Source organism: Alistipes timonensis JC136 (assembly GCF_900107675.1).
GTDB lineage: Bacteria > Bacteroidota > Bacteroidia > Bacteroidales > Rikenellaceae > Alistipes > Alistipes timonensis.
The window spans coordinates 43,532-58,030 of record NZ_FNRI01000006.1 but is presented as its reverse complement, the minus strand read 5'-3'; the positions used below and the strand labels follow the sequence as shown (position 1 = coordinate 58,030).

The following is a 14,499-nucleotide window of genomic DNA, read 5'->3' as shown; positions in this document are numbered from 1 at the left end:
CTATGAAAAAACTGATACTACTCGTTTTGGCTGCATGCAGCGCGATAGCTCCCGCCTGTACGTTCCTCGACATAGACCCCGAAACGGGGCTCGATGAAAATCAGGTGTTCTCGACCTGGGATAACTTCAAGGCCTATTTCAACAACGTCTACGAAGGACGCACGGGACAGAGCGGCAGCGGCGACAACATCAACATCAAACTGGGCTATCCGCTCTACCTCGATTTCAGCGACCGCCGCTTTACGTGGAACGCCCTGACGGACATGTGCGACGGAGGCCGCTGGCTCCGCGCACAGCAGATCAAGGCCGGAGCGCTGGGCGCCAACGTCTCCGAATGGACCACCGCCACGTCGAGGCGTCCGATCTCCTACTCGATGTTCCGCATCATCCGCGTGGCGAACAAGTGCATCGAGAATATCGACATGGTGCAGAACGCCAAGCAGATCGACAAGGACGACCTGATCGGACAAGCCTATTTCGTGCGGGCGTTCGCCCACTTCACCCTCTGCCGGATCTTCGGCGGCATGCCCTACCTCGACAAGGCGCTCGAAGCCGACGACGAATGGGACATGACGCGCCTCTCGGCCTGGGAGACCTACACGCGCTGTGCCGAGGACCTCGACCGCGCCTACGACTATCTCCTCGCCGCCGGGAAAGTGCGCCGCGACGCGGGCCCCGGCTCGGAAGGCCACCTCACCAGCAGCGACATGGCCTATCCGAACGGCGTCGCCGCCAAAGCGCTGAAAGCCCGCTGCCTGCTCTACGCGGCCAGCGAACTGAACAACCTGCACGGACAGAGCGACTGGGAGGACGCCGCCGAAGCCTGCGCCGAGGCGATCCGCATCGCCGAGGAGAACGGCTACGAAATGCTGCCCTTCTCCGAATGGAACAGCAACTTCTACGGCACGAAATACACCAACGAACACATCTGGGCCTGGAACTACGGCAGCAGCAAGATCAACACGAGCACCTGGTCGGGGACTTTCGCCTATCCCGCTTCGAACTACACGAACGGCAGCGGCGACTGTCCGACGCAGAATTTCGTGGACCGCTTCGAAACGCTCGACGGCGACCCGCTTCTGACCGAGGCCGACCGGGAGGCCGCCGCGAAACTCGGCCACTACAACGAACAGGCTCCTTACTCGAACCGCGACCCGCGGTTCGACAAAACCATCCTCCACGACGGCAGCGTCGTCGGCGGATGCCCGACCGGAATCAACATCCACTACGATCCGGCGACCGGAACCTATCCCACCTCGTCGCTCAACAACAACAACCGCTCGTTCGGCATCGCGTGGGGTTCGAACGACTCGAAAGGGTATTCCAACACGGGCTATTACGTCAACAAGCTGTGGAACGGCCAACTGGGAACCTCGGCCGCTCACCAGCACACCGACCCGCTGATCCGCATGGCGGAACTCTACCTCAACTACGCCGAGGCGGCCAACGAAGCCTACGGCCCCGACGGCAGTGCCGGAGGGCTGTCACTGACGGCGCTGGACGCCGTGAACGAAGTGCGCAACCGGGCCGGGATGCCCGACGTGCTCGACAAGTTCACGGGCAGCGCCCCGCTGCTGCGCGAACGCATCCGCAACGAACGCTGCGTGGAACTGGCCTTCGAGGGACACCACTACTACCACGACATCCGCCGCTGGAAGATCGCCCCGCAGACCATGTCCCAGACGCTTACGGGCATGTACATCGAGAAGGTGCCGGTTTCGGACGAATACCCCTGCGGACGTCGCTACGTCCGCCAGCCGATCCCCAACAACCGGCAGTCCAACTGGAAAAACGCCATGTACTACCTGCCCTTCCCCGCAGCGGAGGCCAACAAGATGAAGAATTTCGTCAACAATGAACTTTGGTAGAATCTTAGCCCGAATATAAAACCATGAGAAACCGCAACATACTCCTGACCGGCACGATGCTCCTGCTGGCGGCCGCAACGGCCGCGGGCGCCCCGCAAGGCGGCGGGCAGGGTTCCGAAGGACCGGTGCTGACCGCCGAACGGATCGCCGCAGACTCCGCGATCCGGGCCCGGCGGACCCTGCGCGTCTATCAGACGCTCGAACTGCCTTACGCCCGCACCTTGAACAAGGCGGTCGCCACGGGCAACTCGACGACCTATTACGAACACGACATCGACAAATACCCGACCAACGATTTCCGCAACTCGCTCACGGGTGTCGTCGCAGGACTCACCGTCCGCGAAATGACGGGAGTGCCCGGCATGACCTACGGCACGGAAGGGGGCCGTACGGCAATCTCCGCCCGCGGCGAGACGCCCACATACGTCGTGGACGGCATGCCGGTCTACATCACCCAGCTGCAACTCGATCCCGAGGAGATCGAGAGCATGACTTTCATCCGCGACATCGCCGACAAGGCGCTGCTGGGCTCGCGCGCCGCCGGAGGCATACTCTACATCACCACCCGCCGGGGAAGGACTCACGGACGGTCGATCCGCGTCGGCTTCGAAAGCGGCGTGAGCGTCGTAGACCGCTTCCCCGAATGGGTCAACGGCGTCGAGTACACCCGGCTCCAAAACCAGGCGCGCATCAACAGCGGCTATCTCCCGCCCTACTCGAACGAGGCGATCGAAAACTACGCCCGCAAAGACCCCTACGACCTGACCTATCCGAACGTCGACTACCGGTCGATGATGTTCAAGGACACGAAACCCTATTACAAAGCCAACGTCACCATCGACGGAGGCACCCAGAAACTCCAATACAGCGCCTACGTGGGTTACGCCGGCGAGGGCGACATCTACAAGGTGGGCAGCAAGGCCGATTTCAACCGGGTGAACGTCCGCACCTATCTCAAAGCGGCCGTCACGCAGGACCTCCTGATCGACCTGGGATTCAGCGGAGGAATCAGCTTCCGCCGCCAGCCCCGCTACGGCTACGGCAGCTCCTCGGCCACGGAGTTCGAAAGCGCTCTCAGTCAGGTCACCACGATCCCTGCGATCGCGTTCCCGCTGATCGTCTCGCACGACGAGGAGACGGGCAACAAGATCTACGGCGTCAGCACGGTCTACCAGGACAACCCCTACGCATCGCTGACCGAGAACGGCTTCTCGACTGAACGCGGCCGCTCGGGAGTGGTCAACGCCACGCTCTCCTACGACCTGCACGCGCTGGTCAAAGGGCTCAAATTCCAGTCCTACGTGGGGCTGAACCTCTTCAACATGAACCGCATCGGCAAGAACCCCGACTACACGGCCGTCATCTACGACCCCGTCACGGAAGAGACCGTCAAAACTTCGCACGAGGGAACGCAGGTCTCCGGCAAATCGAGCATGGGCAAATGGACCCATCAGGGACTCTACCTGCACGAACGGCTGAGCTACGACTACCGGAACGACGACCACCGCGTCGGGGCTTCGGCGACCTGGTGGCTGGAATCGGTCGAGCGGACGGGCAACGCGGTCCGCGAACGAATGATGTCGCTCATCGGCACTTTCGACTACGCTTACCGCGGCAAATACCTCTTCCAGGCCGTCGTGAATTACGCCGGATCGCCGATGTTCGCACCCGGCAGGCGTTTCGAAGCATTTCCTGCGCTGGGTCTGGGCTGGGTCGTCTCCGAAGAGGGATTCATGCAGGACGTGAAATGGATCGACTACCTCAAGGTGCGCGGGCAGGCCGGCATGATCGGCTACGGCTCGTTCGGCTCGCAGGACCTCTACGAAGACAACTACACGAAAAGCTCGGGCATCAAGTTCGGCCCCTACACCACAGGCTACCAGTGGATCGGATCGACCAACGCCAACCAGTCCTACGTCAACACCATCTCGCGGCTGGGCAATCCCGACCTCACCTGGGAGAAGCGCAAGGAGTTCACCGTCGGTATCGACGCCGCGCTGCTGGGCAACCGTCTTTCGGTCGAAGCCAACTACTACAACATCCTGCGCGACGGAATCATCACCGAGATGAGCGGCACGCTGCCAGGAATCTACGGCATGGACGGCATCAGCACCTATGAAAACTACAACCGCATCCGTTACCAGGGCTGGGAGGCGGCGCTCTACTGGTCCGACCGGATCGGCGATTTCCACTACACGGTGGGCGGAAGCCTCACGACGATGCGGGGAAAATACCTGCGCTACAACGAAAACGTCGTCTACGACTATCAGAAGGTCACCGGCACGGCGACCGGCTCCTACCGGGGATACGTCTGCCTGGGCAAATTCACCTCGCGGGAGGAGATCGAGACTTCGCCCCGCCAGCTCTTCGACGACGAAGTGCAAGTCGGCGACCTGAAATACGCCGACCTGAACAACGACGGACTCATCGACAGCAACGACCAGAAGGTCATCGGCAACAGCAGCCCCCGGTTCGACTACTCGGTGAGCATCAACCTGCGCTACCGGAATTTCGACTTCACGATCGTCGGAACGGGCCGCGCTTCATACGACACGGGGCTGACCAACAAGTATTTCTGGAACGGATGGAGCACGGGCACCTACTCGCACTTCGTGCGCGACAACATCGGCGGCGACTATCCCCGTCTGACGTACATCAAGCAGACGAACAACTTCCAGGCCTCGAACTTCTGGCTGCGCGACGGAGGTTATTTCAAGATCCAGAACATCGAGCTGGGCTACAACGTCCGCTTCCGCAGCCAGTCGGCCGTCAAGGGACTGCGCGTCTTCCTGCGCGGCGCCAACCTCTGCACCATCAGCGGCATCAAGGACGTAGACCCCGAAAACATCAATGCCGGCGTTACGACCTATCCGCTCTACCGGACCTTCACGGCCGGCTTCAAATTCACCTTTTAACCTGCAAGGACATGAAAAAACTGATAATCGCGCTGGCCGCCGTCCTGACGTTCGCAGGCTGCTCCGACTTCCTCGAACCGCTGCCCAACGGCCACTATACGGACAAAAACCTGCTGGAATATCCCTCGATGATCCGCGGTTTCGTGGAAAAGAGCTACGACCTGCTGCCCAAGCTCTACTCCGGCGGCGAATACGTCTACCTCGACGGCGCCACCGACGACGCGGTCATCACGGCGCAGACCCACGCCATGCGCCGTTTCGCGGTCGGCACGGGAACTCCCGCCAGCGACCCGTTCAAAACTTTCTGGATCCGCGACTACCGCGCCATCATGTACGTCAACAAATTCCTCAAAGACCGTCTGGGCATCAACACCCGCTACATGATCGACAACGAGCAGAACCGCCGCCTGCAACGCGCGTTGCAGGGCGACGCCTACGCCCTGCGGGCCTGGTACCAGTTCGACCTGCTGCGCAAATGGGGCGGCCGGGGCACCGACGGGCGGCTGCTGGGATTTCCCATCCTGCTCGAACCCGTCGATGTCTTCGACGCCGACGCCGGCTCATTCGAACGCGCCACCTACGAACAATGCGTGGAACAAATCCTGAAAGACTGCGATTCGGCGCTGGTCTACCTGCCCGCAGCCAACCGCGACTGGCTGGCCGAAGACATCTCGGTGCAGGGCGCCGTGCGCTGGCACCGCTTCGACGGCGTCGCCGTGAAGGCGCTGAAAGCCATGACCTGGCTGCAATGGGCCTCGCCGGCGTTCAACCCCGAGAACGATCCGAAGCGCTGGGAGAATGCGGCGAAATATGCCGCCGAGGTGATGGACTTCAAGATCACGCAGGACGGCGCCCACGGATTCGACCCGACCGCCGCTTTCACCTGGACCGATCCCAACAGCCCCGAGATCATCTGGTCGTCCGACTATTCGAAAGGCAGCACGATGGAGAATCTCTTCTACCCCGACGGGTTCCTCGGAACGGGCAGCGTGGGACCGACGCAAAATCTGGTCGATGCCTTCCCGGCAGCGAACGGATACCCGATCGACCATCCGGAAGCCAATTATAACGAGAACACGCCCTACGCCAACCGCGATCCCCGTTTTTACAGCACCGTCTTTTATAACGGCGCCGAAATCCGCCGCATCACCAACAACGAACTGATGTACACGTTCGACACCTCGGTCGGCGGACGCGACGAAGCGGGCGGCGTGAACAACACGATGACCAACTACTACATCCGCAAATACGTCTACCTGGGCTGGAACAAGGACGACGACAAGGTCCAGACGATGCCCAAGTCGATCTTTTTCATGCGCTGGACCCACATGTGCCTGATCTTCGCCGAGGCCGCCAACCGGGTGTCGGGTCCGACGACGGAACTCTACGGCTACACCCCCAAGCAGGCCATCGCCTATCTGCGCAGACGTCCGACCAACGACGGAATAGCGGGAGTCGGAGCGACGGCGGACCCCTATCTCGACGAGTGCGCCGCCGCGGGTCCCGAGGAATTCGAGAAGCTCGTGCGCAACGAACGCCGCATCGAACTCTGCTTCGAGGGGCAGCGTTTCTACGACCTGCGCCGCTGGGCGACGGACGTTTCCGAACTCAACGACGTAATCAACCGCCCCCGGATCACCCGCCAGTCGATCGCCTACGAAGAGGTCGAAAAGCGCAGCTATCCCTCGCTCTACGTGCCGATCCCCTACACGGAAGTAGTCCGCATGAAGGGCATCGTTCAGAACGCAGGCTGGTCCAACTGGGAATAAAACCGAAAAAACGATACTTATGAAAAAAATACTTGCAACACTGCTGGCTGCCGCGGCCCTTGCGGGATGCTACGACGAATACGTCAAAGATTACGATTACAGCGGCGTATACATCGCCTACCAATACGACTTGCGTACGTTCGTGGTCGGGGAGGGCATGAAATTCACGGTCGGGTCGGTGCTCGCGGGCGTCATGGACAACGAGCGCGACCGCTCGGTCTACTACGCGCTCGACGACGAACTGGTGACCGGGGACCTCGCGCCCTTCAACGGGCTCGACGAACTGGGACAGCCTTCGGCCCCGTTCACCGCCTTCGACGTGATGAGCGGCAAATCGACCTCCGGAACGGTGAGCCAGAGCTACGTCACCGCGGCCGTCAAGGCCAGCGGCATCAAAAAGTTGACGCCGCTGCCGCGCGAATACTTCACGGTCAGCAACGACGAGAAAATGACCATCCGGCGGGGCCGCCATACCGGAACGATCACCGTACAGGCCGATTCGGCGGCATTCCTGGCCGACGCCCAGGCAAGCCGCAACCCCTACTACGCCGTCGGATTCCGCATCACCAGCGCCGATGCGGACACGATCCTGCTTTCCAAATCGTTCGAGGTCATCGCCGTACGCTACGAGAACAAGCTCTTCGGCAACTACTACCACGGAGGCGTAACGCAGGTGGTGAATGCCCAGGGAGAGGAGCTTTCGAAAGAGGTCTACCCGACGGCCGTTCCCAGCGACGAGGGCACGCACGGCATCTACACGCTGACGACCGACGCGCCGGATGCGCTGACGACCAACTACATCGGCACGAAGGAGGGATCGGTGCGCCTGACGCTCGACGGCAAGGAGATCCGCGTTTCGGGATCGGTGGACGGAAGCAAGGAGATCGAGGACCTGGGGAGCGGCTTCAACGGCGCGCGGCTGCTCCAGAACCGGAAGCTGTACCTCCACTACCGCTATCCGAACGGCGACGGGACCTTTACGGAGGTCCGGGATACGCTGACGTTCCGCAACCGCATCCGCGACGGCGTGAACGAGTGGCAGGACGAGAATCCGAAAAACTACAACTGATCCCGGCAATGTTCAATCGAAACGGCCTTCGGCGGGATGAACCCGACCGAAGGCCGTTTCGCATCGCCCGGCGGCGTCACTTGCGGGGCCGGTTGCGGAACGGAACGTCCATTCCGACGCCCGTATCGCCCTGCCGCTTCATCCACCCTTTCAGTTCGCGTTTCATGCGGTCGATCCGGGCGCGGTACGCAGGGTCGCCGATGCGGTTGTTCATCTCCCACGGGTCGTCCGCAAGGTCGTAGAATTCGAATTCCGGGCGGTGCACATAACGTCCGACCAGCCTCCGGGCAACGGAATCCCGCTTCGCGGCGTCGGTCCAGACGGGCCACCAGCCTTTCCGGTTAGCGGGCTTGCGGAGATCCATGAAGGTTTTGTAGAACGAACTGTCGGGAAGCAGGTTCCAGATCAGGACGTAACGCCCGTCGCGGATACTGCGGATGGGATAGGCGTTGCCCGCAGTGCAGTTGTTGTGCATGGCGTAGGCATACCGGCGGGCTTTCGCCTGCTCGCCGAAGAGCACCTTTTTGAAACTTTTCCCGTCGAGTTCCCGCCGGCGGCGGCCTCCGGCAAGGTCGATGAAGGTCGGAAGCAGGTCTTCGTACTGCACGACGGCATCCGAAACGCGTCCGGGCCGGATGCGCGCCGGATAACGCGCCAGCAGGGCGCTGTGCACGCCGGGATACCAGCAGGTCCACTTGCCGCCCGGAAGCTGGGGTCCCTGCTCGCCGAGAAACAAAACCAGCGTATTGTCCAGCTCGCCGCACTCGGTCAGCGTCTCCAGCACCGAACCGACCTCGTCGTCCAGCGCCCGGACCTCGGCCAGATAATGGGTAAAAATCTCGCGCATGCGCCGGTCGCCGATGCAGTTTTCCGGCATGACGAGGCGATCCGGATCGAATTCGGAGGGGTCTCCCCAGGTCCAGGGGGCGTGGGGATGGATGCTGCACACGAAAAGCAGGAACGGCCTGGGATCGTCGCGCGCGATGAACTCCCGGATGCCGGAGGTGTCGTAGGAAGCCTCGCGGCTCACGCAGTTCACCGGGAATCCCGGCAGCTCCTCGAAGCGGTAGACGTCGGGATTGACGGGATGGTTCTTGCCCGCGCGGGCCACCCGGTAACCCTCCTCGGCCATGTATTCGCAAACGGTCTTCGTGCCGAGAAACGTGTCCTTGTGGTTGAGCCACGAGCCGTGGCGCGCAGGATAGAGCCCCGTATAGAGCGACGCCCGGATCGGGACGCTCATCGCCATCGAGGCATAGGCGCCGGTCATCCGCAGCCCTTCGCGGGCCAGGCGGTCGATGTTCACCGTTTCGAGGTTCCGGCCGCCGTAACAACTGATTTCGGACGACAGCAGATCGTCCGCGACGATCACTACGATATTGGGTTTTTCGCCCTGTGCGGCCGCCGCCGACACGGGAAGAAGCCCTGACGCCAGGGCTGTGATCCGGATAAACCGGGTTGCAGAGTCATGCATGACATTCGTTTTTTGATGATTGTAAATTTACAAACATATCCCCGCGATGGAATGCCAGAATATCGTCAATCGATAACAGAAAATCGGCAGGAGATCCGCTTCCGCACATCCGGGGACGGATGAAGCCCTCCGGCCGCCGGAAGGGCTGGCGCAAATCGAAAAAAATAGCTATCTTTGTTTGAACCCGAACCTATGGACATGAACCTCCGCACTGTTTGTCTTGCAGCGGCTCTTCTCACCGCCTGCACGCCCCGAACCCCCGATGTTACGACCGAACCTTTCGGAACCCTTTCGACGGGAGAGCCCGTCACGCTGTACCGCCTGAGCAACGGAACCGGCTCCTCGATGGAGGTCATCGACTACGGTTGCCGCGTGGTGCGGATCTGCGTCCCCGACCGCAGCGGCCGCATCGACGACGTGGTGGTCGGATACGGCGACATCACCTCGTTCGAAACGGGCAGCGAACGTTTCTTCGGAGCCCTGATCGGCCGCTACGGCAACCGCATCGGCGGCGCCTCGTTTCCGCTCGACGGCGACACGGTGTACCTCACCCCGAACGAGACGCTGGGCGGCAGGCCCGGCCATCTGCACGGCGGAACGAAGGGATTCGACCGCGTGATGTGGCGGGGCGAAGCGCTGCTCGAAGCCGACCGGGCCGGCGTGCGGTTCTCGCGCCTGAGCCCCGACGGCGAGGAGGGCTATCCGGGCAACCTCGCCTGCACGGTCACCTACTGGTGGACGAAAGACGACATATGCCGCATCGAATACGAAGCCGCGACCGACAAACCGACGGTCGTCAATCTCTCGAACCACACCTATTTTAATCTCAAAGGGCAGCACGGCGGCTATGTGATGGACCACGAACTGCAAGTCGAAGCCGACCACTACTTCCGGAACACGGCCCAGTACGTGCCGGACGGAGCGATGCTGCCGGTGGAAGATACGCCTTTCGACATGCGCAGCCCGCACCGCATCGACTACGCCATAGACACGCCCGACCCGCAGTTGCAAATCATGCGGGGTTTCTCGGTCTGCTGGGCCCTGCGCAACCAGACGGGCGAACTGACCCGGGCCGCGAACCTCTACTCCCCGCGCAGCGGGCGCGGCGTGGAGACCTGGACGACCGAACCGGGGCTGCTGACCTATACGGGACGCGGTCTGAACGGGCGGATGATCGGCAAAAACGGCGTGCCGCTCGAAAAATTCGGCGGCATGCTGCTCGAAACCATCCACTTCGCCGACTCCCCCAACCGGCCGGATTTCCCCTCCACGGTACTCCGTCCCGGCGAACGTTACCGTTCCGTCACCGAATTCCGTTTCTATGCAAAATAGGCTTTCGTTTTGTCCGCTCTTCGACATTACATACTCCTGGCACTGCTGACAGGATTTTCCGGGTCCGGCCTTCCGACAGCCGCCCGTGCCGCCGGGACAGCCTCCGACGCCCCGGATTTCAACTTCACGCACTACAACTCGGGAAACAGCGAACTGCCCTACGACCGGGTGAACAAAATCGTGCAGGACTCCCAGGGATTCATCTGGTTCGGAACCTCCTCGGGACTGAGCCGCTTCGACGGCATCCGCTTCCGCAACTACACCAAAGAGGAGATGGGGCTGAAATCGGCCTACGTGATCGCCCTCTGCACCGATTCCGAAGGCAATCTCTGGATCGGAACCGACCGCGGGGTCTCGGTCTACGACGTTGACCGGGACCGTTTCGAGCCGTTCCTCCGCGAGAGCGACATCGGAACGGTCATCCGCAACAAGGCCAACGTCATCCGCCGGGGCCCCGACGGGGTGATGTGGATTTCGGTCAACAACCAGGGACTTTTCGCCTACGACCCCCGCACGCAGTCCCTCCGCAACCACTTCTTCGAAAACGGCCGGCAGACACTCCCGGTGAACATCCGCACACTGCACATCGATGGCGACAACGGCCTGTGGATCGGGCTCTTCTACCATTCGTTCCTCTACATCGGCCACGACAGCACGGGCCGTCTCCGACTGAACAACTCTCTACAGATCACAGAGTTCCGAAACGACAACGTCGCGGCCGTCAACTCGGCTCCGGACGACAGCGAAACGATCTACGTGGCCAGCGCCCGGCGGGGGCTCTGCCTGCTGAACCGCAGCAGCGGCCGTATCCGGACGCTGATCCCCGTCCCGTCGCGGGGTTTCACGCCCGAAGACCTGTACGTCGGCCGGGAGGGCATCGTCTGGATGTCCACCAGCGAAGGCGTGTACCGCTACGACCCGCGAACGGATTCGGCCCGAAAACTCGCATACGACAGCCGCAACCGTTTTTCGCTCTCGGACAGCCACGCCTTCGCGGTCTTCGTCGACGCCTCGGACGGCATCTGGATCGGAACGAACGTCGGAGGAGTGAACTATTGCGGCGCTTTCCAGCAGCAGTTCGAAAAGTATTACGCCGTCGACGGGCATTCGCTGGAAGACTGCCTCGTGCGGGGCTTCGCGGCCGACGACGCGGGGCGCATCTGGATTGCAACCGAAAACGAAGGGCTGCTCCTTTACGACACGGAACGCCGCACGTTGAAGCGCATCGTGCACGGCCAACTCCCCAACACGCAGTTCTCGATCTGCTGCGAACCGGGAGCGCTGTGGCTGGGAACCGACAAGGGACTTTACCGACTCGACGTTCGGACCCGGGCCGTGCGTGAATACGAAACGCTCGGCTGTTCGGCGAGCATGCTGGACCAGCGCGTATTCGCCATCTACCGGACGGCAAAAGGCGAGCTGTTCGTGGGGACGACCGTAGGGTTGCTGCATTACGACCGTCAAAAAGAGGCGTTCGACCCGATCGACGGATTCGAGGGCGTTTTCGTCACCGGCATGGATGAAGACGAACAGCAGAGACTCTGGGTCTCGACCTATGCCAACGGGCTGATATGCTACGACCTGACGCAGGGTGAAATCACGGCCAACCACATCGGGACGGAGGACGACCCGGGTCCGCTCAACATGCTCTTCTCGGTATTCGCCGGCTCCGGAGGACGCATCTGGACCACGAGTTTCAACGGAGGGTTCGGGTGCCTCGACACCGCCACCGGACGCTTCGAGAGCTACGACACCCGCAGCTGCGACCTGCTGCCCACGAACATCTTCTTCCAGGTGCTCGAAGATCACGCCGGGACCGTATGGGTGAGTTCGGACAAGGGACTCTTCGCCTTCAATCCGCAAACCAAGGCCATCCGGCGTTTTACGATCTTCGACGGACTGCTGAACAACGATTTCAAGAACTGCGGACTCCGCTCCGCGGACGGCGACCTCTATTTCGGCTCCCGCAGCGGTTTCATCCGCTTCAACCCCGAGAAATTCGACCGCGAAAGCGGAGATCCCCGGCTGGCCGTCACCGAATTCCGCATCGGCAACGAACTGGTCGTCCCCTCCGACGACAGGTGTTCGCCCCTCGTCCGCAACGTGGACCGCACCCGGTCCATCCACCTCTCCCCGCGGCAGAATTCGTTCGGATTCGGATTCGCCGTCCTCAACTCGACGCTGCCGCAGCTCAACACCGTAGAGTGCCGGCTCGTGGGCTACGACACACAATGGCGCCGCACGGTCGCCGACAATACGATATTCTATTACAACGTGCCGGCCGGAACCTATTCGCTCGAAGTCCGCAGCCTGGCGCCGGGGACCGCACAGCCCATCAGCCACGAACCGCTGTCGATCGTGGTGGAGCAGCGCTTCTACAAGAGCACGGCCGCCATCGGGCTCTATCTCCTGCTGTTCGCAGGCGTGCTCATCGCAGCGTTCAAGGTCTACTACAAGCGGGCCATCGCCCGGGAGAAGCGCAAGCACGAAAACTACAAGAAACAGAAAGAGGCGGAGCTCTTCCAGCAAAAACTCACGTTCTTCTCGAATATCGTACACGAGATCAAAACCCCGCTGACGGTGATTCACACGCCTTTACAGCAGATACAGGCATCCGGGCACCTCAGTCCGGCCGACCGCGACAACCTGCAGGCGATCTGCAACGGCACGCACTATCTCGACCAGCTGGTCCGGGAGCTTCTCGACTTCGTGCGGGTCGAGAAGCGCGGCTACAAGCTCGACTGCAAGCCCATGAACATCGTGGAGCGCACCGGATTCCTCTGCTCGACGTTCCAGGAGACCGCCAAAGCACGCAACCTGCGGCTCTCGTTCACGGCGGAAAGGGACAATATCCGCATCGACGCGGACGAATCGGCCATGAACAAGATTCTCAACAACCTGCTGCACAACGCCCTGAAATATGCGGAATCCTACATCGAGGTAAACGTCCGGTCGCACGGCGGGACGGCGGCGGTCTCCATCACCAACGACGGGGAGCCGATCTCGCCCGAACAGCGCTCCGAAATATTCAAACCTTTCGTGCAGTACGACAAGTCCCCCGGGTCCCGGAGCTTCGGCATCGGACTCTCCCTCGCCCGTTCGCTCGCCGAAATGCACGCCGGGACGCTCGAACTCGCCGACGACACCCTCCGCACCACGTTCGTACTGACGCTTCCGGCCGCGGCGCCCCTTCCCGAAACGGCTGCCGGACAAGAGCCGCCGGCGCCGCAGGACCGGTCGCTGCCGCTGCTGCTGCTCGTGGAGGACAACCGGGAACTCACGGCCTATCTCAAACACAAGCTCGCCGCCGACTATCGGGTCATCGCCGTACACGCGGCCGAAAAGGCCGTCGCCGTATTGCAGGAACAGGAGGTGGACATCGTCGTCACGGACATCGCCCTGCCCGGCACGAACGGCATCGAACTCTGCCGCACGATCAGCTCGGATTTCGATCTCTCGCACATCCCCGTCATCGTAACATCGGCCATCTCGGACACGGCGACGAAGATCGCCTGCATGGAAGCCGGAGCCAGCACCTATATTGAAAAGCCTTTCGGGCTCGACTATCTCGAAGCCTGCATCCGGGCCATTCTGGACAAGCGCGCCCGGCTGAAAAAAAGCTACCAGAACACGCAGGAGCCGCTCGATCCCAAACAGTTCGGGCTGCACAGCGCCGACGAGGAATTCCTGCGCCGGATCGACGAACTGATCATGCAGCACCTCAACGAACCGGCCTTTTCCAGCAAACAGATCGAAGAGGCGCTCTTTCTGAGCCGCTCGACGCTGATCCGCAAGGTCCGGGCGCTGCTCGACACCACCCCGAACGACTATCTGAGGTCCAAGCGGCTCTCGATAGCGGCCCAGCTGCTCGCCCAGAACAAGTGCCGGATCAGCGAAGTCTGCTTCTCCGTAGGATTCAATTCCCCCTCCTATTTCGCCAAATGTTTCAAGGAGCAGTTCGGCGTATCGCCCGCCGAGTATCAGAAACAATAGTCCCGGGCCGTCGGAAAATAGCCGATAAGAGGATTTTTCCAACCGATGCGACGATTTTTCCATTCCCGGTCCACCCTGT

General features: G+C 61.6%; 7 protein-coding genes. 6 read left to right on the top strand and 1 reads right to left on the bottom strand.

Translation table 11 applies throughout. The features are described 5' to 3' along the window. Window positions 1–2: 2 nt before the first annotated feature. The 4 genes from BLU78_RS09335 to BLU78_RS09320 are packed head-to-tail and all read left to right on the top strand — an operon-like array spanning window position 3 to window position 7,621. On the top strand, window positions 3–1,868 hold the full coding sequence (locus tag BLU78_RS09335; protein ID WP_026020880.1) for a RagB/SusD family nutrient uptake outer membrane protein: 1,866 nt from the start codon (window positions 3–5) through the stop codon (window positions 1,866–1,868). 23 nt (window positions 1,869–1,891) lie between these two features. After that, window positions 1,892–4,783, top strand: a complete 2,892-nt coding sequence (locus BLU78_RS09330) for a SusC/RagA family TonB-linked outer membrane protein (RefSeq protein ID WP_010266836.1) — start codon at window positions 1,892–1,894, stop codon at window positions 4,781–4,783. A gap of 11 nt (window positions 4,784–4,794) precedes the next feature. After that, the gene (locus BLU78_RS09325) at window positions 4,795–6,552 is read left to right on the top strand and encodes a RagB/SusD family nutrient uptake outer membrane protein (protein ID WP_010266837.1); all 1,758 of its coding nucleotides are present in this window, start codon (window positions 4,795–4,797) and stop codon (window positions 6,550–6,552) included. A gap of 19 nt (window positions 6,553–6,571) precedes the next feature. Further along, window positions 6,572–7,621 (top strand): DUF1735 domain-containing protein, encoded by a 1,050-nt coding sequence (locus tag BLU78_RS09320; RefSeq protein ID WP_010266839.1) that lies wholly within the window; start codon window positions 6,572–6,574, stop codon window positions 7,619–7,621. Between the two features lie 76 nt (window positions 7,622–7,697). Here the strand turns inward: BLU78_RS09320 and BLU78_RS09315 are convergent, their stop codons facing one another. Beyond that, a complete protein-coding gene (locus BLU78_RS09315) occupies window positions 7,698–9,095 on the bottom strand; it encodes a sulfatase family protein (RefSeq protein ID WP_010266841.1) in 1,398 nt (465 codons plus the stop codon). 198 nt (window positions 9,096–9,293) lie between these two features. Here BLU78_RS09315 and BLU78_RS09310 point away from each other — a divergent pair, with 198 nt between their 5' ends. Together BLU78_RS09310 and BLU78_RS09305 are read left to right on the top strand one after the other, a co-directional pair. Beyond that, complete coding sequence (locus tag BLU78_RS09310) at window positions 9,294–10,427, top strand: aldose epimerase family protein (RefSeq protein WP_026020882.1); 1,134 nt, start codon at window positions 9,294–9,296, stop codon at window positions 10,425–10,427. A 9-nt stretch (window positions 10,428–10,436) separates the two neighbouring features. After that, a complete protein-coding gene (locus BLU78_RS09305) occupies window positions 10,437–14,420 on the top strand; it encodes a hybrid sensor histidine kinase/response regulator transcription factor (RefSeq protein ID WP_010266848.1) in 3,984 nt (1,327 codons plus the stop codon). Window positions 14,421–14,499 lie beyond the last annotated feature (79 nt).